Here is a 20,131-nt window from a genome sequence, read left to right as displayed (position 1 = left end):
GCAGGGAAGTTTGAAACCCGGCCTACGCCGCCGCCGGCAAGACCGTCTGCACCGGCCATTTCGCCAGGACCGCGGTCAGCACCTGCGGCTGGTCGATCGGCACAAACACCCGCGGCGTGTATGCGATGATCTCGACGAAGCAGCCCAGCGCTGTGAACGCCGCGCGCTGCGAGGCCGCCCCGACCACCTCCATCCGGTAGCGGTCCATCACCTTGGCCCGCCGCAGCCACAGGCCGCCCGCCAGGGAGAAGGCGGCGCCCTCCCCGAGGACGAGCGGAGCGGTCGCGGCGCCGTCGGCGAAAGCGCTGGCCGTGTCGGTCAACCCCAGCGCCACCTTCAGCTGCGGGACCTGGCCGGGATCGAGCACGCGGCCCAGCCAGCGCCGGCCGTCCGGCGCCTTCAGCCGGCGGACCGAGGTCGCCTTGTCGGGCAGGCTCGACCAGATCGGCAGCAGGAGGCCCGACACCAATACCAGATCGCGCGAGACCCACGGGTCCGCCTGAACGATCTCGGCGTCCCAAGCCGTGCGCCAGGCCGCCTCGCTGACGTCCTCCCACGCCGATTCCTCGAACCCTTTGAGCGAGGCGATCGAGCGCTTCTCCGGGCGGATCAGACGCACGGCGGGGATCAGCCGATCGTCGTCGTTGGTGGTGGTCAGGCCCTGGACCACGAGGGCGGCGCGGCCGGACTTGCTGTTGACCGCGAAGATCACCCCGTCCCGGTCGAGGCCCGCCAGGGCGTCGACGGCCGAGGTCAGCTGGCGCACCGTCCGGACCTGGAAGCGGGTGAGCCGGGTCTCCGCGCCGGTGACGGCGTCGGTGCGGATCACCTCCTCGTCCGAAATGACCACGTCATCGGCGACGATGTCCTCCATGCCCCGGTCCAGGGCGCCGGACGCCTGAGCCCGCTCCAGGATCGAGCCCAGGATCGCCTCAAACGCCGCGAACAGGCTGTTCTGGTCGGCGATCCGCAGCGCCAGGAGCCGGTTCAGGAAGGTGTTCATCGGCGGCATATCGTCGGACTTCTTGAGGTTGCCTTCATGGTCGAGCAGCCGCAGGCCGGTCTTGGCCTCGAAGGTCTCGCGGTCCATCGCCTCGACGTTGCCGAAGTGCAGGCCGATGTAGAAGGCCTGCAGCGCCCGGTGCGCCCACGGGCTTTCCAGGTTGTCCTCGGCGCGAAACAGGCCGTTGCCGGCGGTCCGCCGCTCGCCCCGGGTCAGGGCGCCCAGGCTGTCCAGGCGCCGCGCGATCGTCGAAGTGAACCGCTTCTCGCCGTGAATGTCCGTGGTCACCGGCCGGAACAGCGGCGCCACGGCTTGGTTGGTCCGATGCGACCGGCCCAGGCCCTGGATCGCCGCATCGGCCCGCCATCCGGGTTCGACCAGATAGTGGACCCGGCGCTGCTGGTTCGCGACGCCCAGGTCGGCGTGGTAGCTGCGGCCCGTGCCGCCGGCGTCGGAGAACACCAGCACCCGCTTCTTACCGGCCATGAAGGCGTCGGTCTCGGCCTTGGCGGCCGAGGCGCTACGCCGCTCCACCACCCTGCGACCGTCACGCCGGACCACCCGGCGGCTGCGGCCGGTGATCTCCGCCACCAGTTCGGTCCCGAGCGCATCGAGCACGGCGTCCAGCACACCCGGGACCGCCGGCAGGCAGGCCAGGTGCGTGACCAACTCGTCGCGCAGCCGCAGGGCCTCCTGGCTGACCACAGGTACGCCGTCCACCATCACCGGGACCATGGTGACCGCCCCGTCCTCGTCCTCGATGGCGTCCATCGCCATCACCGGGAAGGCGCCCATCAGATAGTCGAGCACCTGGTCCTTCGGCGTCAGATCGACGGCGAGGTTGTTCCACTCCTCGGCCGGAATCTCGGCCAGGCGACGCTCCATCACCGCCTCGTTGGTCGAGACTACCTGGATGACTGAGCAACGGCCGGCCGCGAGGTCCTGCCGGATCGCGGCCACGAGGGACGGGGACTTCAAGCCCGACAACAGGTGCCCGAAGAAGCGTTGCTTGCAGCCTTCGAACGCCGAGAGGACGGCCGAGGCGGCCAAGCCGGACTTGGCCTTGCCGTCCTCGGTCACCCCGACCGCCTCCAACGCTGCGCGCAGGTTCTGGTGGATCAGCTGGTAGGCGTCGGCCCAGGCGTCCCAGATGACGATGTCATCCTCCGTCAGCGGATGATGCAGCGCGTCGTATTCGACGCCGTCGAACGATAGCGAGCGGGCGATGTAGAGCCCCATGGCCTTCAGCTCGCGCGCGATCAGTTCCATCACCGCCACGCCGCCGGTCTCAACCGCATCCATGAAGGCGTCGCGGGTGGGGAAGGGCGCTTCCGGCCCGCCCCAGAGACCCAGACGGGCGGCGTAGGCCAGGTTCTCGGGCGTGGTGGCGCCGGTCGCCGAGACGTAGAGGATGCGCGCGTTGGGCAGGCGGTTCTGGAGCGCCAGCCCGGCCATGCCCTGCTGCGAGGCCTTCTTGGCCCCGCGCGCGCCCTTGCCGCCGCCAGCGGCGTTGGCCATCGCGTGGGCCTCGTCGAAAACGATCACGCCGTCGAAGTCGGCCCCCAGCCAATCGACGATCTGGTCCAACCGAGAGCGCCGGTCGCCCCGCGCCGGCTGGCGCAAGGTGGCGTAGGTCGAGAACAGGATGCCCCGGTCCATCCGGATCGCGTCAGCCTGTTTCCACGCCGATTGCGGGGTGATGTCGCCATTGGCGCCGCCGATGGCGCTCCAGTCGCGTCGGGCGTCCTCGAGGAGGGCGTCGTTCTTCGACAGCCACACCGCGCGCGACCGGCCCTGGGCCAGGTTATCGGCGATGACGCCGGCGATCTCCCGGCCCTTGCCGCAGCCGGTGCCATCCCCGAGGAAGAAGCCCTTGCGGAACGACACCGCGCCGGGATGGTCGTCCTTGACCAGGATCACCTGGTGCGGGGCGTCGCCGAGGATCCACGACCCCGGCAGGACCTGGGCGTGGGCCTCGCCAGCGTAGATCACCGTCTCCATCTGGGCGTCCGACACCAGCCCGTCGTCGGTGATGCGGATCGGCAGGACCGGGCGGTAGGTCGGCGCCGGCGGCGCGACCGAGGCCATGGGCCCCGATTCCACGAGCGGCGAGGGGTGAGGCCGCGAGGTGGCGAAGCGGATGCGGCCGAGCGCGTAGGCTTGGTAGAGGCCGACGTCGTGGCCCTCCCCCGACCAGGCGCAGGCCTCGTAGGCGAGGGGCGCGGACGTGGCGAGGAAGGCCAGCCGGTTGGACGGCGCGGCCAGGGCCCGGGCGCGAGGCGCCAGGACGGAGACCTGGGACACCGTGCGGAACTGGCGCGGCTGCGCGGTCGCTCGGGCCTCGATGGCCGCGGCTGCCTGGGCCGCGTCGGCCAAGCTGTCGGCCACGACGACGGCGGGAATCTCACCGCCAGGCATGCTGCGGTCGATCACCAGCAGGCCGGTCTCGACCGAGGTCCCGTGCTTGGCGTAGGCCCGGCCCGGGAAGGCCAGTCGCAGGCGGATCGGGCCTCGGGCGGCAAGGGCGCGCAGCGCCGGCGCATCCTCGAACAGCCGCGCCGGCACGATCGCCGCCAGTCGACCGCCATCGGCCAGGCAGTCCAGGGCCGCGTGCAGATGCGCCTCCAGATGCTGGAAGGGCGGGTTGGCCAGCACAGCGTGGAAGCCGCCCGAGCCGGGCAGGGTGTCGCGAAGGTGACGGGCGTCCTGCTGGCTGCGGACCGCGAGCGGGAAGAGACCTTCCAGAAGCCCTGCGCGACCAGCAGCCAGCTCGTTGAGGGTCAGGGCGCCGCCGCAGGCCTCGGCCAGGATGGCCAGCAGGCCGCTGCCGGCGGAGGGCTCCAGCACCTGGTCGCCCGGGCGGACCTGGGCGGCGAGCACGGCCAGGGCGCCCAGCTGCGGCGGGGTGGAGAACTGGTCCAGCGCCACCTGCTCTTCGCTACGGCGGGTGTGGGTGAGGCTGAGCTCGGCCAGGTTGGCCAGCAGGGCGACGATCTCGGCCGGCGCGTCCTCCAGCCGGCCGACCTGGGGCGCCAAGCGGCGGATCTGCAGCACCAGGGCCGCCTCGATCGCGTCATAGGCGTCGCGCCAGAGCCAGGCGCCCTCCGCGTCCGAGGCGCCAAAGGCCATGGTCATGACATTGGCCACCAACTTTCGGTCCAGCGGACGGGACCGATTGAGCTGCGGGGTCAGGGCGCGGGCGGCGGCCAGGAGGTTGGCGGGTCGGTGGTGGTCGCCGACATCAGCGGCAAATAGAGGAAGCAGGGCGTTCATGGGTAGCGATCCAGATCACCCGCCGCGGAGGGCTCCTCCCTCCAGACCCGACGGGCTCGCCCGTCCGCCCCCTTGCTTTCCCTCCCTAGCGCCGACCCGACTGGACCGGCGCCGGCGCTGCAGGATCGCAGCAGACCAAGAGCCCTCGCGCAGGACGCGAGGGCTCAAGGCCGTCTTAGGCGGCGATCGACACGTCGAGCGTGTCAGCCTCCCCGACATCGGCTTGGGATTCATGCCCCTCGGCGTCGGCGTCAGCGTCTTCCCCTGCCTCCACCTCAACCGGCCGGTCCCACGCCAGCGCCGCCGGCGCCCACTGTCGCTCGGCCGCCGCCTCGCCGACGAAGGCGACCAGGTCGTCCTTCTTCAGCGTTTTGGCCCGCTCATCCTCGGCCTCCATCTCGTCCAGCAGCGCCAGGAGCTGCTTCTTGGAGTGGACGGCGAGATAGCCGGCGTCCGGCGTCCAGTGGGCGGAGATGTCGGCGCCGCAGAGCGCGGCGATCTCAGCGGCCTCGGCGCGAGCCCCGTGGCGGATCGACGAGGTGCGAGCCTCGCGCAGGTTCAGGGACATGGCGGTCAGCTCGGCGAGCAGGGCCATCTTCTCCCCGTGCGCCAGGGTCTCGACCCAGGTGATCGGCCGCAGGCCAGAGGCCTTGTAGGCCGCCCGCCTGGCGTCGAGACGGGCCTTGACCTCACCGTCCAGGGACGCGATCGGGGGCGTGGAGCCACGGCTGTAGCGCACGCCCGAGATCTGCAGCGCCGAGGCGTCGAGGCCGCCGGACGAGTGCAGGGCCAGTTGCTTGAACAGCTGCGCCACCAGCACCGTCAGCGCCGCGGACGGGTCATCCGCCAGGTCGCGGATCAGGCCTCGCGTGGCGACGTCGGTGCGGGTCTCGTGGAAGACATGGCTGGAGCCTTCGACCTCGACATCGGCCTGGGGCACCTCAATGTCGGCCACGGCCCGGCCATAACGGCCGTCGACCTCAACCTCGTCGTCGTCGTCCGCTTCGTCGTCGATCTCTTCCGGCAGCTCATCCGCCGGCAGCGGAACCGAGTAGAAGCTCGCCGCGAACCCGTAGTCCGACCCGGCCGGCGACAGGATCACCGCGCCGATCTTGCAGCGGTCCAGCGGCGCGCCGGCGACGGCGGCCATGGCGCTGACCAAGGGGCCGAAGGCGCCGGGCGCGTCGTCCGCTTGCGGATCGATGTCCTGCAGTTCGGATGACAGCTGGGTGACCCGGTAGCGGGCCTCGTCCAGCGTCGTGCTCTGCGCCTCGGTCAGGTCCGGACGATAGACGTAAGGCAGGCGGGAGAAGCCTTCCGGCGCGCCAAAGTCGCCGTCGTCGCCGAGATAGACCGCCAGGCCCTCGGCCTGTAGGTGCGCCACGATCGGCTGGACGCGGTCACGCCAGGCGGCCGACAGGATCTCCGGATCGAGCAGGGCGTCGGGCAGTTCGGCGAACAGGTCCGAGCTCACCCGGCCGCCGGCGACGACATAGCGGTCCATACCAACGAGGGTGAAGCGCGGGTCGTCGACCGTGATGCGCCCGCCGGCCACCAGGCCCTTCAGCTGGTAGTCCTGGAAATAGCCGTCGAGCGCGGTTTGGGCGATCTCGGCCTGCTGCTTCTTGTCGCCGATGCGCGCGAACAGGCGGACCTGCTTCAGGGTCAGCTTGCCCGCCCGCAGGGCCTTCAGGACATGGGGATGGACGGCCGCCAGGGCCTCCAGCCGCTTGATCTCCAGCTCGGCGTAGCCGAGGGCCGCGGCGATGGCCCCCGTGTCCAGCTTGGTCTTGCGCAGCTTGCCGATGGCGGTGATCACGTCGGCGATGTGGACCGGGGCGTGCTCGGTCGCCGGCAGCATGATGCCGGCCACCTGCTGGGTCTTGGTCTCGGCCAGCAGGCAGTCGACCTCATAGTCGTCGGTGACGTCGCCGCGCTCGCGCAGCAGCAGCAGGCCGAGGCGCCGGCGACGGCCGTCGAGCGCCATGAAGCGCGGCTCGCCCTTGCGGCCGGGGCGCACGATCGGCGGGATCACCACGCCGGCGGCGAGAATGGTGTCGGCCAACTGCGGCACGCCATCGTCCGCGGGCTCCTTGAAACGGAGGTTCTCAGGCGCAAGGCCAAGGTCGCCGAGGCGGACCTTGATCGAGGTCATCGGGGTCGGCGGCACGGCGGGAACGGTCTGAGTGTCGGTCATCGGGGTCTAAGCTCCAGCGCCCGGGCGAGGGACATCCTGCCCTTGGGCGCACCCGCCCGATCCCTTCCTCCCTCCTTTGAGGATCAGGCCTGGACCGGATCGAGCAGGCCGGCGGCCTCGGCCTCGTTCCAATCCCCAAACCCCTCGGGCGGCAGCGCCACCCGCGCCTTCAGCCCGGCCGCAGCCAGGCCCGCCCGCAATTGCTCGGCCGAGGCCTCGCCGTCAGCGCCGCGATCGGCCGCAATCAGCACCTCGCGCACGCCCTGCGGCGGGCGCCAGCGGCGCAGGTTGCGCGTCGACATCAGCGCCCAGGCCGGCAGGCCAAAGCGCGCGCTGGCCGACAGCGTCGTGAACAGCCCTTCGCCGACCAGCATCTGCGGCGCGGCCGGATCGACGCGGACCGCGCAGCTGGCCGGCGACGGCCCGACGGTCTTGCGGCTCAGGCGCAGGTCGAGCGCGCGGCGGCCACTGGCCGCCAGATAGGTCACCTCGACGGCCGTGAAGACGCCGTCCTTGTCGCTGATCGCCGCCAGCAGGGCCGGGCGGTGATGCCGGCTTTCGGCATAGGCCGAGACCGGCGTCTGGCCGCCATGGCGGAGGACCTCCGGGCCGGGCAGCGGACGGCTGACGCCGCGCAGGGCGCAGTGGCGCGCCGCCAAGGTGCCGGCGAGCGGCCGGCCGGCCTCCCAGATCCGCAGGGCGGCCTGGCGGCGCTCCAGGCCGGTCGCCCCGGCGGCGGCGGCCTGAGCCCGGCGGGATTGGGCCAGGCTGGTCGGCGCATTGTGCGCGTCGACCAGCCCCTCGCCGCGCAGATAGTCGAGCACGGCTTTCCAGTCGCCGTCGCCGAAGGTGTGGACGATCACCCGGCCGTCCTGCAGCAAGAGCGAGACCGAACGGTCGGCGGCGCGGTGGCCCGGCGCCGGAATATTCGCCCGCTGGCCGCGATCATAGAGATCGCCGCCCAAGGCCTGGACGATGGGTTTCAAGGACATGGGTCGAACCTCCTTTGTCCCGTCAGGGTCGTCTCGGGGGACCCTTTCTCCGTCCTTCGGCCGCACCCGATGTCTGCCCCAAGGATTGGTCAGGGGGCGTTGCGGGGGGGGGCGCCCCCGCTGGAGGGGGTAGACGCTCAAGGCTCGCCTTCGCGACTCAGGGGGAGGGCGCTCCCCCCTTCCTCGCGCACGCCAAAGACACACGCCGATATCGGCCCACTGCACAGGTCTCAACGAAGGCGTACAAAATTGCGACGCCTGCCCGGAAAAGCCGGGCGCGGTTTGCGCCTCGCGACCAACCGCCCCGCGACAGCACCGTGCTTTTCTGGCAAGTTAAGCACGTTGAAGGGGAGCAGGCTTTGCCGCAGCAGATGATGGCTGAACGCGAGACAGAGACGGACGCGCGCAGCGAGGAGGCTTGGGTCGTCGCGACCAACCCCGATTTCCCCATCCGCGCCCGCAACGTCAACTGGTTCCTGGAACGCGGCGGCGCGATCAAGGAAGTCCGGCTCACCGAGTCAGAAGCCGGCGAATGGAGCGTCTGGATGCGCCTGGTCGGCCGCTCCGGCGAACACCGTCTGGCTATGTTCAAATCCGACGAACCCAAGGTCTACCGCGACGTGGCCCGCGCCATCGCCATGTGCCGCGACGACTTCGGCTACTTCGGCCCCATCACGCTTTCGACGGACCGGCAGCCGAGCGGCGCCGGCGCCTCGCCGTCCGCCAGCCAGGATCTCGGCACGGCCTGAAGGCTGTGGCACCACGGCGCTGGAGCACGGAATATGGCGATCGAGCTCAGCAACGGCCTCGCATGGTCCTCCCAAGAAAAAGCCAAGCAGCACTTTCGCGACATCCTGGCGCGCTACGCCGACGATGGAATCATCAGCGCGCCCGCCGATCATGACGATCTGCTGGCGCTCCTCGAGCGCTATGACGCCACGGTCAGCGTGGGCCAGACCAAACTTGGAGCCGGCGTTCGCGCGTTCCAGCGCCGGATGAACCGGAGCGAGGGCTGGCAGACCGCAGGCTTCTGGGTGTTGAGACTCGACGACACCGAGACCGACTTCAGCTTTCCAACGGCCATAGCAGGAAAGCCCAAGGCCCAGAGCGGCGAGTTCAATGACGCTTGCCGAGCTGCCGTCGCCAGCGACATCAAAGCGGCCAAGGCCTGCCACTTCGCCGACCATGCCGACCTAGAAGGGCGGGTCGCGTGCGCGGTTTCAGGGGTACGACTGGCGGAGAAGGAAGCCCATCTGGATCATGCCGAACCGACTTTCGGCCACCTGGTCGTCGTCTTCCGAGCTGAGCGGGGATGGCAGGACACGATCCCGCACGGCGTCCTGACGACACCGGACGACAATCAGATGACCACGACCTTTGTCGATCCCGACATCGCCGAAGCTTTCCGACAATTCCACCAAGACCGGGCGACGCTGCGGGTGATCTCGGCCAAAGAAAACCTCTCGCGCGCCGCGCGCCAACGAAACCCTGGGAAAGGGATCATCCGGATCTGACGAGCGGATCTCGCCCGAACTCAACGCGCCGCCGCCGTCCAGCCCACCGCCCGCGCCTCCGCCGCCGAACAGAACCAGCGCTCACCCCTGGCGGTGTCGATGCGGGTAGCCGCATAATCCTGCTGCCCCGGGACGTGGAATATCCGCCGGCCCTGGGCGTTGATGTTGCCCTTGATCACACAACCCGCCTGCGGCGGCGCGACCGGCGCCGGTCGCGCCTGCCGTTCATCGGCCCGCCAGGTCGAGGGGGTCTCGAAGCGGCCGGCCCAAAGGCCACGCCGGGCCCGGCGCGCCTCGGCCTCGGCCGACGCATAGGCGCCGCGGCTGAACTGGGCGTAGTCGACCGCCCACCCGGCCCGCACCATGGCCCCACCGAGATCGGTCGAGCCGGCTTGGCAGCGTGAGGCGGCGCGGCCATAGGGGTCGCGGTCCCGGATTTCGCAGCGCACGATCCGGCCGCCGATCAAGCCGACGAGCTGGTCGCGCGCGGCGTCGCCGCAGGCATAACGCTGGCCCTTCGCATCCTGGCAGACCTGCCGGCCTTCGGGCGCATCAACGCCCCATAGCCGGACCCGCTCGGCGCCGATGCTGAAGGTGTCGCCATCGACGACCCGGGCCGGCCCGGTGAACTCGGCCGGGGAAGCCGCCGCCAGACCGGCGGCCAGGACTAGGACTCCTAAGCGCCGGATCATCGCCGATCCTTGCGCAGGGTGACAATCACCCGGTCGACGAAGACCTCCGCGACCTCGGCTGCATGTAGGATCGCATCGACGTAGTCGCGCTTGATCCGATCGGCGGCGATCTGGCTGAGCGTCGACAGGGTCAGCACACCGTCATCGATCCCGTGGAAACCCACCCGGCTGAACCAGCTGCCATAGGAGCCTTCGCGGACCAGCCGGCGCAACGGCGCCTCGATTTTCTGCCAGACGGGATCGTCGATACCCGGCGCGGCCATCAGGGTCGGCGGCGGTTCGGGCGGCGGAATGTCACCCTTGGCCTTGAGCACCCGGGCGAAGTTGAGCCGCAGGTCCGGCGCCCCTTTCGGCTCATAGGAGGCCATCCGCCCGAAGTATTTGCACGGGCTGCGGACGTCGGGGTCCTCGATGGCGATCGCCAGCATCGCGACGGCGCGCACCCCATGCCGCTTCAAGGCCCAGGCGAAGGTCTGGTCGTTGTTGCGCTCCCGTTCGGGCAACAGCTCATCGACGGCCGCCGCCACGCGGGCGAGGTCAGCTGGCGTTATGCTGGCCGGATCGGCCACTGCGGCAGGCCCCACCAGCGCGGCGATGCGCGGAGAGACCTGGAAAGCGGCCCTAAGCTCCTGGCGGACCATTTCCGCGGGCGCGGACCCCTCAGAAAAGGCGCTGGAGAAACCGCTTGCTCCCTTCGGAGAGCAAATGGCGCCGTCCGTGTCGGTGCTGTGACGTTGGCTCGAGGATTTCGTGGTCGTGCCGTTCCCGGCGGGCGTAGACCGCCGCTGATCGGATTGATGTCGCGCCGGAGGCGCGTCCTTTCCTCGTACAGAAGAACTGGCGTTCTGATGGGACTGTTCTAGGTGAGTGAATCTTGGCGCCCGGGCGATAGTTCTTTCACTGAAGACAACCGGTTCGGAATAGGCGGCCCTCCGGGCCTGAGCGGCTTCGCGGACAGCGAGATCCGCCGCCTCCAATTCGTCCAGTCGAGCCACGAGGGGAGCGAGGTCGTAGGCCTCGACGCCAGCCGGCCGATTGGCGCGGGTGTAGTCGCGAACCATGAAGCCGGCGGCCTCCAGGGCGCGCCTGTGGGCCCTGGCATTGCTCTCGGTGCAGCCTAGATAGTCAGCGATCAGACTGGTCCCCGGCCAAACGGTAGCCACGTCCTGTTCGAGCCGGTCCTGGTTGAGGTGCTCGACATAGAGCAACAGGGTCATCCGCTGCTGCACGGTGAGCGTCGGCGTGCCTTTCAGCACCGCCGCCGCGATCCGCGCGACGGAGACGCCGGCCTGCCAGCGCCAGGCCCGCGCCTGGGCGCAGACCGCGTCAAAGTTGGGCGCGCGCTTAGCGAAACCTGGTCGCCAGTCGTCGCCTGATAAGGCCGTTCGCATATCGTCCCTTCCTGGCTGGGACGAGGCCGTTCCGCGGCTGCGAAACCGGCAGGCAAAAGACCATAGGTCTCCTGTTCGAGGCCTTGACGACGCAAAAAGCGCCGCTTAGGCTTACTCGATCAAATCAAGCCGCTACCACACGGCGCCTGCGATTTCCGAGAGCCTCCCGCGCCAACGGGGGGCTCTCGCCGTTTAGGGGTCTCGTCTAGGTCAAGATGAAGTCCTCTGAGGCGACCAGGCGCGGGCGGAGGGTCCGCGACGCGACTCAGTCGACGCCAGCGTTCAGTGAGTCTGACGATTCCTAAAGGCTTGGAATGGCACCCTTTTGGACAAAAAGGGCCGATTCGGGCGGTTGACGAGGTTCCGGAAACGAGTCCGCCATGACGCGACTCAGCGCGCTAGGGCTTGTGGTGCCCGCACGCGTCAACCCCACCTGTTGAGAGATGGGGCGGCAGAGCCACTACGATGAGGCGGGCTGCGCCTTGCGCCAGGCCTGGAAGCCTTTGTCCGCGTCGATGAAGGCCGCGAGGATGTGAGGGACCAGCTGGTCGAGCTCCAGCGACTGCTCGTTCGCCTGAGCGAAGGCACGCTGATAGTCGGCGAGATCAACGGCGAGTTTGCCCTTCAGCTTCAAACGCAGATCGGTTGTCTTCTCCTCGAGATCGATCTTGCCCAGGGCGAGGGCGGTCTTGGCGGGGCGCGTCATGGGCGTCTCCTTGGGTAGCCTGCAGGAAGCGGTCGATCGCAGCGAATGCGAAATCGGTGAGCTTGAGATTGAGGGCGTCGGTCTGCCGGCGGATCCGCACGCACAGTGGCTTCGACAACCGGACGGACACGCGGTCCTTGGTCCCGCGCACCGCCGGAAAGGTCACCGCCTCGCCGCCGTCGAGGGCTTCGACCAGCTCGCGGAAAGCCCGCTCATAGATAAGCCTGACGCTGCCCCGGGGGTTCTTGCGGGTGTTCAGGCGCTCGGCGGTGTCGAGCATGTCCTGGTGAAGGCCTTCCGGGAGGAAGAGGCCGAGCTTCTCTGCCGATGGGGTCATCGCAACACTCACGCTTACGGGTACGGGGCGAGGATCATGTCCTTGCTGACGAGCACGCGGACGGGCCAACCGGCCCGGACGCGCAGGGTGGGCTGGCGATTGAGATCGCGGCCGGTGATCTGCTGGCCGACCTGCTGGGCGGAATTGGAGATGCCGCTGGCGGCAGAGTTGACGACCAGCGCGCCGGAGCTGCGGTTGCCGGCGTCCTGGGCTGCGGCGGCCCCGACGCTGAACAGCGTCGAGAGGATGACGCCGCGCGCCAGCTGACCGAAATGACCGTCGGTCTTGTCCTGCAGGCCGGCCGCTCCCGAGAGGTCGGCGCCCGCCATTGACCCGATGTTGATGGAGCGGCCGTCGGGCATGATGATCCGGTTCCAGGCGATGAGGGCCCGGTTCTGGCCGTAGGCGATCTGGCTGTCGTACTGGCCGATCAGGCGGGAGCCCTGCGGGATCAGCACTGTCCGCCCGGTCCTGTGGTCGTAGACCGGCTCGGTGACCTGGGCGATCACCTGGCCTGGCAGGTCGGAATTGATGGCCGTCACGAGCGCCGCCGAGATGATGCTCCCGGCCTTCACTTCCCACGGGCTCAGCGCTGGCTGCAGGGGATTGGTCAGATAGTCGTCCGTCCGGGCGCTGGCGGCGAACTGGCGCTTGGCCGCCTGACCGTTTGCGGGTTGCACGTCGGCCGCCGCCGGCTCACCGGCGGCCCCAGCGGACGCCGCGATCGGCCGAGACAGCGCCGCGAGATCCGAAGGCGGCGCAGCGGCCGCTGCTGCTGGCGGCCCCCCAAAGAAGGGACCGGAGGTCCGGGCCGCCAGGGCCTGCTCGCGCGCGGCCTGAATGACCGGATCAACCTGCGCCGGAGGCGGCGCCGGGGGCGGTGTGCCCGCCGGCAGCGCCCCGGGCGCGCCCTCCGGCGGCGGCAGGGCCGCGGTCCCCGGCAGGGCCTGAGCCTGCAGCGCCGGATCGGCGTAGCCCGCCGCATACTTGGTGGAGATCGCCGGCGTCTGGACCTGGCCCGTGTCGGCCGCGTCCGTCATCGCCTCCGGCCGAGCCTGGGGCGCGTGGGCGCCGCCGAAGCCCAAGTAGAACCCGAGCGCCACGATCCCGGCGAGACCCGTCGCCCCGGCGATCAGGTACTTGCGGTTCCAGCGCGTAACCGGATTTCGTGGCGCGGCCAGGACGCCTTCCGGCGCGGCCTTGCGCGGGTGAGGGTTGAAAGGGGGATCGGGCGGAAGGTGGGTCACGAGCGGCCCCCTTCGCCGGTGCGGGTGATCCGCACCACGGTCTGCTTGCCTTCGCCGAGCCGCAGCTCTGCGACGTCGATCAGGCGGTCCACGACATAGTAGCCGCCGAGATAGCGGTAGTTGACGAGTTGGGCCTGTTTGTCAGGACCAATGAGGAAGAGCGGCGGGGCCTCTGTTGTGGCCATGTCGCGCGGAAACTGGATGTAGGTCTTCAGCCCGTCGTCGAAGACGCGGACCGGCTGCCAGCGCGGCGCGCGAAAGCCATTGGCCTTGATGCGGTAGCCGAAGTGCAGAGAGTCTACCGCCAGGCCAGAAGCCGCGACGCCTTGCGTCTCGGCCGCTTGGGCGGCCTGCCGCTCGCGGGCCTCTTCTTGCGGATAGTTCCAGCTGATGACGCTGGTGTAAGTGTCGCCCTCGTAGCTGACGGCGTCGAGCAGGTAGGTCCGCTGGTCGGTCGTCAGGATGATGTTGGTGCGCAAGCCGCCGCGGATCGGCTTGACCATCACGATGACCTGCTGGGTCGCGCCCGATCCCTGAACCGTCTCGCCAAGCACCCAGCGCACGGTGTCGCCGGCCGCCTTGGAGATCAGCTTTTCGCCGGGGCGCAGGGAGATCGCCGTCAGGAAGCGCGGGCTGGTGTGGACAGTATAGAGCCGCCCCGGCTCGAAGTCGTAGTAGAGCGCGGCGTTCACATAGGCGCCAGCGCTCGGATAGTCGCGCGCACTGCGGTTGGCGGATTGCACGGTCGAAAGCGCCGGCGGGCGCGCATAGGTGCGTGGCGCCTCTCGCCGTCTTGAGGTTGGCCGGGTCGGCGCCGCGGCCTGAGCCAGGACCACCGGCGCCAAGGGCGCCGACCGCGCAGCGGCGGTGGGCGCCGGTCGTGGCGCGGCGGTCTGGGCGACCGCCGAATTCTCCGACCCGGCCAGCAGGATGAGTAGGCCCGCCGCAGCGCCCATGGAAAGCCGTCTGGGGGACAAGGCGCTCATAGCTCACGACTCCATTGAAACTCGGTGATGTAGATCCCCAGCGGGTTGGCCCTCAGCTCGGCCTCGTTCTTCGGCGCCACGACCTTGGTGGTGAACAGGCCCGTCCACGCTTCGGTCACCCCGGAGGTGCCGGCGTTGAACTGCGTCTCGCGCCATTGGACCTGGTAGGTGTGCGGACTGCGCGGCAGGACCGACACGATCTCGACGTTGACCGCTTGTGTGCCGGCATTGGCGAAGGGGTCGTTAGCCTTGGCGAAGGCGTTGAGCTGTCCAATCGCCGGCCCCGACACGAAATGATAGGCCCCGGTCCAGTTGTCTCGAATGACGATGGGATCGATGCTCTTAGAGCGGGTCCGTCGCACCCAGTCCGCGAGGAAGTAGCCGATCTCGGCCGTGGTCGGCTCATAGGTCCGGCCGGCCAGCTCGATTCGGCCAGGCCGCGCGTAGCGGTCGATTGGCACGACGTAGGTGGCGATGTTGGTATTGTTGGCCTCATAGATGAAGCCGCCCAGCGCCAAGGCCGCGAGCCCCAACCCGCCGAACGCCGCCATCCGCCAGTTCTTGGCCTGCACAACGGCTGAGCCGATCCGCATGTCCCACTCCCGGGAGGCACGCAGGTAGGGGCTCTCAACTGGGGCGGAATTGCCGTAGCGGTCATTCGGTCGTTTGAAAGGGTTCATCGGCGCACTCTCGACTGGGGTCACTCTTCGGGTTCGTCATCGCGGCGGGTTGGAGTGGCGCTCAGGCCCGGCCCGCTTCCGTCCCCGCCGGCGGTGGCCGCAGCGGCGCTGTCTCGAGCCGCGCCTGCGAGCCCGCCGCCACGGCGGGCCTCGGCCCGCGAGACGACGGAGGATCCAGATGAGGGCGCTTCTGGCGGAGGGGGAGGGGGCGTCTCGCCTTCACTTTGGTTGCGGGAGGAGAAAAGGCGGCTGGCCGCCGATCGTCCTTCAGCGACCGTCGTAGAGACGGGCGCTCTGGCGAAGTCGGCCGCCATGCCGCCGCCGCTAGACCCGCCACCTGTGGGACGCGGGCCACCTGAATTGATGCTCCCTGAGGCGGCCCTGGCCGCGGCGATCTTTTCGCCGCCGGCCGCCCAACCACTTGCGACCGCCCCGCCAGCGGCGCGGGCGGCGAGGCCTACGCCCGCCGCGCCGGCGGCAACACCCGCCGCGCCCATGAGAGCACCGCCGGTATTCAGCTGCGGACCACCTGAAATCATGGCGCCGGCGATCGCGGGAACTTTGAGCGATAGCATCATCAGGAAGATCGCCGACAAGAGCAGGCCGGCTTCCTCCGCCACGGTCGGTTGAGGCGATAAGGTGTAGGTCTCGAAGATGTTGATCCCGACGCCCGCGATCACAGCAAGCGCCATGAACTTGAACCCTACGGAGACCACGTAGCCGATAGCTTTCTCGGCCAAGAAGGATGTTTGAGAAAGAACCCCAAACGGCACGACGACAAAGGCAATCAGCGTGACGATGTAGAATTCGATGATCGTCACGGCGATCTCGATCGCCAGAACGATGAAGGCCAACAGGATGCCGATCGCGGCGACAGCCGCGACGATGATCATGTCGATATGCATGAGCGCGCCGAAGCCAGCATTTTGCTGCGCTAGGTCGCCAATGTACTTGATAAGGTCGATTACCACCGAGAGGCCCGCTTCGACGGCCTTCGTCGGCGCCCGCGTGAAATCGCCAATCGAGCCGCCACCGCTGGCCTGCAGGCCTAGCTTTGCAAACCCATTGATGACCGTGAGGGTCAGCGAGTGCCAATTGGTGACCAGCCAGGCGAAGAACCCGATCAGGAGTATCTTCCTGACGAGCGCAGCCATGATGTTCTGCGTCTCGTCGATCGCCCAAAGGATCGCTGAGATCGTGATGCTGATGACCACCAAAGTCGCCAGTACGCCCTGGACGGGCCCCGCAATGGCTCCGAAGCCACTGCCCACCTGACCCGTGAACGCACTGATGAATTGATCAAGAGCAGCAGGATCTGCGGTGGCCATGGACGAACTCGGCGCACTACCAGCCTAGAGGCTGTTTTTGTCGGGAAGGCTGCTGCCCTTCTTCTTGAAGTACAGCGGTGAACATGGGTCGTTCCGGTCACGATTGTTGATGTCCGGACACGGCGTCGCCTTGGCTGGCGGGTCGGTTTGACTCGGCTCTGTGGCGGGCTTTCCGCAGCCCGCGAGGCCAACGGCAACGAAACAGCTGATGACAAGCAAGGACCGCATCATTGGAAATCCGAGATGTTCGGCAGCCGACTCCCAGTCTTGGTGTAAGCCGTGGCCCGCTCGGTCTCAGCTCGGGCCGCAACCGCCCCAGCCTGCTGCTGCGCCAGGATTGTTTCTTGCGTCCTCGCTTGCGCGATCAGGATCGTCTGAAGGCCCTGAAGCTGGCTGCTGAGCGCGGCCAGCAACTGATTGGTGGCCTGGATCGCCGCCGTTTGTCCGGCGGCGCCTTGCGAGGCGGCCACCGCGCCGTTGACGGCCCCGGCCGTCGTGCGCTGAGATCTCACCAGCTGGTTCTGCACGGCCATGGAGTCCTGCAAGGTCAACCGACTGTTCGCCTCCCAGCTCGCCAACCGCTGCTGGATTTGAGCGAAGCTCTGGCCCGACAAGCTGGCGGGGTAGAACTGCTGGAACTGGCCGGCGATATTCTGGCTGTTGTAGCCGATGGCCTGGGCCTGCTGCATGAGCTGGCTTGCCTGGGCGTTAATCTGCGCCAAAGGCTCGGTCACGTCCGTGCCGAGCTTTTGCAGCATCGCCATCTGATTGGTGACCTGCGTCTGCAGCTGCTGGATCTGCGACAGGCCCTGGCGCACCTGCTGGACCGCCTGCGCCACGGCGCGCGGATCGAAGACGATCTGCTGAGCAGCGGCGGGCTGCGGCGGCAAAGGCCCGAACCCCAGCGACACCGCGACGATCGCCGCCGCGGCCATGAGCTGCTTACGCATGGGGAGTGTCCTTCTGGTGCGAGGGATGAGGAGCCGGGAAGAGGTCGTCGCCTGTCGCCTGGACGAACAGGGGTTCGGACACCGCCCGAAAGGCGACGGCCGCGCCGAACAAGACAAAACCAGCCAGCATGACGAAGAAATTGTGGTGGTAGGTCGTGCCGAAGACCGCGAGGAAGCCGGGCGCCGCCAGGGCCAGGAACAGAATCCGCCGGCGGCGTCGCGAGGCGGTCCACGCGCCCGGAAGGTGACGGTTCAGCCAAGCCAGACGGGCGAACGCCCTCGGGCTCATAGGCGGATGAGCGGGCGCAAAGGAGAGCTCGTGCGCGCCCATCACGCCACCCTCGGATAGGCGGCGCGCCGCTGCTCGCCGAGGTAGCGGGCCACATCCGCCTGGCCCTTGGCCGCGAAGAACCGTTCGGCGAACTCGCCACGATCATGGTCCGCGAGGAGTTGGCTGATGAGCTGCTGATCGCCGGGCGAGGACGAGCCCACGGCGGCCAGGGAAACGCCGCCCAGGCCCAGCTCGAATAGCCGGTTCCCGGACGTGGATTGATAGTAGTACTCGCGCTTGGGCGTGGCGTTGGCGATGATCCGCACCTGCTGCGGGTTCAGGCCGAAGTCCTGATAGAGCGCCGTGATCTGCGGCGTCTGGGCGTCCGGATTGGGCAGGAAGATGCGGGTCGGGCAGCTCTCGATCAGCGCCGGCGCGATTGACGACCGGGCGACGTCCGCCAGGCTTTGGGTGGCGAAGACTACGGCGACATTGAACTTGCGCAGCGTCTTCAGCCACTCGCGGATCTTGGCCGCGAAGGCGCCCTGGTCGAGGAAGAGCCAGGCCTCATCGAGCACCAGCAGCGTCGGCCGGCCGTCGAAGCGACGTTCCAGACTGCGGAAGATGTAGGTGAGGACCGGAGCCAGCGCCGATTTGCTGGCCATCAGCTCGGCCATCTCGAAGGTCTGCCAAGCGGCGGTCTTGAGGGCGTTCTGATTGGCGTCCAGCAGATGGCCGTAGGGGCCGCTGAGCGTGTAGGGCATGAGCGCCGCCTTGACGGCCTGGTCCTGGATGGTGGCGGCCAACAGGGTAAGGGTGCGCTGTTCCCGCGGCCCCTCGGCGAGATTGCGCAACCCGCTCCAGATCTCGTCCTTGACGGGCGGGGTGATGGGCACACCCTCGGCGGCGACGATGTCCTGCACCCACTCCTGGGCCCAGGCGCGGTCATCGGCAGCGTCGATCTGCGCCAGCGGCTGGAAAGCCAGCTCGCTCTGGTCGCCGCCCAGGACATAGAACTGTCCGCCGACGAGCAGTGTCGACGCCCGGGAGCTGGCGCCCTTATCGAAGTAGAAGACCTGGGCTTCGGGATAGCGCAGCCATTGCATGGCTAGGGTGTTGAGCAGGACCGATTTCCCCGAGCCGGTCGGCCCAACGATCATCGTGTGACCGACATCACCCTGGTGCAGGTCGAAGCGGAACGGCGTGGTTCCAGCGGTGCGGGTGACCAACAGCGCCGGCTGAACGCCAGGATACCCACGCTTCTGACATTCGGCCGACAGGTGGGCGTTGACTGTCGGGCCGGGCCAGATGGCCGACATCGGCATCATGTCGCAAAGGTTCAGCGACGACACCAAGGGCCGACGCAGATCGGCATAGGCTTGGCCCGGCAGGCTGCCGATCCAGGCCTCGACCGCATTGACGTCCTCGACCTTGCAGACGAAGCCCGCCCGGTTGATGGCGCCCTCGACCTCTCGGACGCGGTTGGCCAGCCGGTCGGGATCGGCGTCCATCAAGGTGACGGTCGGGGTGAAGTAGCCGATCGAGGCGTAGTCGCCGCCGAGGATGGCCAGGGCCGCGTCAGCGTCGACGGACTTCGCCGCCGCGTCCGGATCCTCCAGCAGGGACGGCTCGCGGGTGATCGCCTCCTTCAGGAGCGCCATCACGCCCTTACGCTTGGCGAACCAGCGCTTGCGAACCGTGGTCACCGCCTTGCGCGCGTCTTCCTTGTCCAGCGGCAGATACCGGCAGACCCAGCGATAGCTGATGCCCAACTCATTGAGCCGGTCGAGCAGGCCAGGGCACGAGGTGGTCGGGTAAGCCCGAACCGAGAGGGTGCGCAGGTACTGGCCCCCGAGGCGGGGCAGCAGGCCGCCCTGAAAATCATCGTCGGTGAGGAAGGCGTCGAGGTAGGCCGGGGTCTCGGGCGTGGCGACCGGATGGCGCTTGGTCGAGATGCAGCTGTGCAGATAGGTCAGGGTCTCATCGTCGGTCAGTTCTGCGACTTCCGGCATGATCGCCGTCAGGATGTCGGCGATCTGGTGGACCGTGCTGAGGAAGTCGCTGAGCGCCGCGCGATACATCCCCTGGGCGCCGCGTCCCGACGGAGCGTTTTCCAGCAGCAGGCTTTCGGCCGTCGAGATCGCCTCTTCGGGCGGCAGATAGGTGAAGGTCAGGAAGTAGCGGCTTTCGAAGTGACGCTCCTGCGCCTCGAACCCTTCGCGGCGCTCCTCATCGACCAGGTCCGACACGGGGTCTGGAAACTGGCTGCTCGGATAGGTCTGGGACGGGGCCCGGACCGCCTCGATGTGCAGGCACCAGCGCGACCCCAGGCGCCGAAGGGCGTTGTTGAGCTGGGCGCGGGTCGCGACCAGGCCGGCGTCGGTGGCGCTGGCGAGGTCCGGGCCGCGGAAGGCCAGGGTCTTCTGAAAGCTGCCGTCCTTGTTGAGCACGAGCCCCGGCCCGATGAGGGCCACCCAGGGGAGGTGGTCGAACAGGCGATCAGCCTTGGGCCGGTACTCGCGCAGGTACAGCACGGCAAACCTCTAGGAGACCAAAAGCGGGGA

At 68.6% G+C, this 20,131-nt stretch carries 15 protein-coding genes; 2 read left to right on the top strand and 13 right to left on the bottom strand.

The window, feature by feature from the left end:
• Nucleotides 1–22: 22 nt before the first annotated feature.
• The 3 genes from Q7S93_RS13045 to Q7S93_RS13035 form a co-directional block, all read right to left on the bottom strand.
• Nucleotides 23–4,276, bottom strand: a complete 4,254-nt coding sequence (locus tag Q7S93_RS13045; RefSeq protein WP_304714326.1) for a bifunctional class I SAM-dependent methyltransferase/DEAD/DEAH box helicase — start codon at nucleotides 4,274–4,276, stop codon at nucleotides 23–25.
• 175 nt (nucleotides 4,277–4,451) lie between these two features.
• Nucleotides 4,452–6,473: a ParB/RepB/Spo0J family partition protein gene (locus tag Q7S93_RS13040; protein WP_304714325.1), complete on the bottom strand. Its 2,022-nt coding sequence runs from the start codon at nucleotides 6,471–6,473 to the stop codon at nucleotides 4,452–4,454.
• An 83-nt stretch (nucleotides 6,474–6,556) separates the two neighbouring features.
• Nucleotides 6,557–7,465 (bottom strand): toprim domain-containing protein, encoded by a 909-nt coding sequence (locus Q7S93_RS13035; protein WP_304714324.1) that lies wholly within the window; start codon nucleotides 7,463–7,465, stop codon nucleotides 6,557–6,559.
• 359 nt (nucleotides 7,466–7,824) lie between these two features.
• Between Q7S93_RS13035 and Q7S93_RS13030 the strand changes: the two genes are divergently transcribed.
• Together Q7S93_RS13030 and Q7S93_RS13025 are read left to right on the top strand one after the other, a co-directional pair.
• Nucleotides 7,825–8,214 carry a hypothetical protein gene (locus tag Q7S93_RS13030; RefSeq protein ID WP_304714323.1) on the top strand — a complete coding sequence of 130 codons (390 nt, stop codon included), beginning with the start codon at nucleotides 7,825–7,827 and terminating at the stop codon, nucleotides 8,212–8,214.
• A gap of 33 nt (nucleotides 8,215–8,247) precedes the next feature.
• Nucleotides 8,248–8,979, top strand: coding sequence for a DUF3223 domain-containing protein (locus Q7S93_RS13025; protein ID WP_304714322.1), 732 nt, complete (start codon nucleotides 8,248–8,250; stop codon nucleotides 8,977–8,979).
• A gap of 20 nt (nucleotides 8,980–8,999) precedes the next feature.
• Here the strand turns inward: Q7S93_RS13025 and Q7S93_RS13020 are convergent, their stop codons facing one another.
• The 10 genes from Q7S93_RS13020 to trbE form a co-directional block, all read right to left on the bottom strand.
• Nucleotides 9,000–9,671 carry a thermonuclease family protein gene (locus Q7S93_RS13020; RefSeq protein WP_304714321.1) on the bottom strand — a complete coding sequence of 224 codons (672 nt, stop codon included), beginning with the start codon at nucleotides 9,669–9,671 and terminating at the stop codon, nucleotides 9,000–9,002.
• Entirely contained in the window at nucleotides 9,668–11,062 is a 1,395-nt protein-coding gene (locus Q7S93_RS13015; RefSeq protein WP_304714320.1) for a DnaA N-terminal domain-containing protein, read from the bottom strand. The genes Q7S93_RS13020 and Q7S93_RS13015 overlap by 4 nt, the downstream gene beginning before the upstream one ends.
• 460 nt (nucleotides 11,063–11,522) lie before the next feature.
• Complete coding sequence (locus tag Q7S93_RS13010) at nucleotides 11,523–11,768, bottom strand: DUF2274 domain-containing protein (protein WP_304714319.1); 246 nt, start codon at nucleotides 11,766–11,768, stop codon at nucleotides 11,523–11,525.
• Between the two features lie 351 nt (nucleotides 11,769–12,119).
• Nucleotides 12,120–13,352, bottom strand: a complete 1,233-nt coding sequence (locus Q7S93_RS13005; RefSeq protein ID WP_304714318.1) for a TrbI/VirB10 family protein — start codon at nucleotides 13,350–13,352, stop codon at nucleotides 12,120–12,122.
• On the bottom strand, nucleotides 13,349–14,338 hold the full coding sequence (trbG, locus tag Q7S93_RS13000; protein WP_304714317.1) for a P-type conjugative transfer protein TrbG: 990 nt from the start codon (nucleotides 14,336–14,338) through the stop codon (nucleotides 13,349–13,351). The genes Q7S93_RS13005 and trbG overlap by 4 nt, the downstream gene beginning before the upstream one ends.
• Nucleotides 14,335–15,018: a conjugal transfer protein TrbF gene (gene trbF / locus Q7S93_RS12995; RefSeq protein ID WP_304714316.1), complete on the bottom strand. Its 684-nt coding sequence runs from the start codon at nucleotides 15,016–15,018 to the stop codon at nucleotides 14,335–14,337. The genes trbG and trbF overlap by 4 nt, the downstream gene beginning before the upstream one ends.
• A gap of 20 nt (nucleotides 15,019–15,038) precedes the next feature.
• Nucleotides 15,039–16,346 (bottom strand): P-type conjugative transfer protein TrbL, encoded by a 1,308-nt coding sequence (gene trbL, locus Q7S93_RS12990; protein ID WP_304714315.1) that lies wholly within the window; start codon nucleotides 16,344–16,346, stop codon nucleotides 15,039–15,041.
• Nucleotides 16,347–16,573: 227 nt separating this feature from the next.
• Nucleotides 16,574–17,296 (bottom strand): conjugal transfer protein TrbJ, encoded by a 723-nt coding sequence (locus Q7S93_RS12985; RefSeq protein WP_304714314.1) that lies wholly within the window; start codon nucleotides 17,294–17,296, stop codon nucleotides 16,574–16,576.
• A complete protein-coding gene (locus Q7S93_RS12980) occupies nucleotides 17,289–17,627 on the bottom strand; it encodes a hypothetical protein (protein ID WP_304714313.1) in 339 nt (112 codons plus the stop codon). The genes Q7S93_RS12985 and Q7S93_RS12980 overlap by 8 nt, the downstream gene beginning before the upstream one ends.
• The gene (trbE, locus tag Q7S93_RS12975; RefSeq protein WP_304714312.1) at nucleotides 17,627–20,101 is read right to left on the bottom strand and encodes a conjugal transfer protein TrbE; all 2,475 of its coding nucleotides are present in this window, start codon (nucleotides 20,099–20,101) and stop codon (nucleotides 17,627–17,629) included. The genes Q7S93_RS12980 and trbE overlap by 1 nt, the downstream gene beginning before the upstream one ends.
• Nucleotides 20,102–20,131: the final 30 nt, after the last annotated feature.

The sequence above is a fragment of the Phenylobacterium sp. genome, from assembly GCF_030646615.1.
In the GTDB taxonomy this organism is placed as follows: Bacteria; Pseudomonadota; Alphaproteobacteria; order Caulobacterales; family Caulobacteraceae; genus Phenylobacterium.
The sequence above is the reverse complement of the archived record's forward strand: the minus strand, read 5'-3'. Positions and strand labels throughout refer to the sequence as shown.

Bases quoted from the DNA above. Each gene is read 5' to 3' on its own strand.
- Q7S93_RS13045 (WP_304714326.1), bottom strand. From the start codon at position 4,276: ATGAACGCCCTGCTTCCTCTATTTGCCGCTGATGTCGGCGACCACCAC.
- Q7S93_RS13040 (WP_304714325.1), bottom strand. From the start codon at position 6,473: ATGACCGACACTCAGACCGTTCCCGCCGTGCCGCCGACCCCGATGACC.
- Q7S93_RS13035 (WP_304714324.1), bottom strand. From the start codon at position 7,465: ATGTCCTTGAAACCCATCGTCCAGGCCTTGGGCGGCGATCTCTATGAT.
- Q7S93_RS13025 (WP_304714322.1), top strand. From the start codon at position 8,248: ATGGCGATCGAGCTCAGCAACGGCCTCGCATGGTCCTCCCAAGAAAAA.
- Q7S93_RS13020 (WP_304714321.1), bottom strand. From the start codon at position 9,671: ATGATCCGGCGCTTAGGAGTCCTAGTCCTGGCCGCCGGTCTGGCGGCG.
- Q7S93_RS13015 (WP_304714320.1), bottom strand. From the start codon at position 11,062: ATGCGAACGGCCTTATCAGGCGACGACTGGCGACCAGGTTTCGCTAAG.
- Q7S93_RS13010 (WP_304714319.1), bottom strand. From the start codon at position 11,768: ATGACGCGCCCCGCCAAGACCGCCCTCGCCCTGGGCAAGATCGATCTC.
- trbG (WP_304714317.1), bottom strand. From the start codon at position 14,338: ATGAGCGCCTTGTCCCCCAGACGGCTTTCCATGGGCGCTGCGGCGGGC.
- trbF (WP_304714316.1), bottom strand. From the start codon at position 15,018: ATGAACCCTTTCAAACGACCGAATGACCGCTACGGCAATTCCGCCCCA.
- trbL (WP_304714315.1), bottom strand. From the start codon at position 16,346: ATGGCCACCGCAGATCCTGCTGCTCTTGATCAATTCATCAGTGCGTTC.
- Q7S93_RS12985 (WP_304714314.1), bottom strand. From the start codon at position 17,296: ATGCGTAAGCAGCTCATGGCCGCGGCGGCGATCGTCGCGGTGTCGCTG.
- Q7S93_RS12980 (WP_304714313.1), bottom strand. From the start codon at position 17,627: ATGGGCGCGCACGAGCTCTCCTTTGCGCCCGCTCATCCGCCTATGAGC.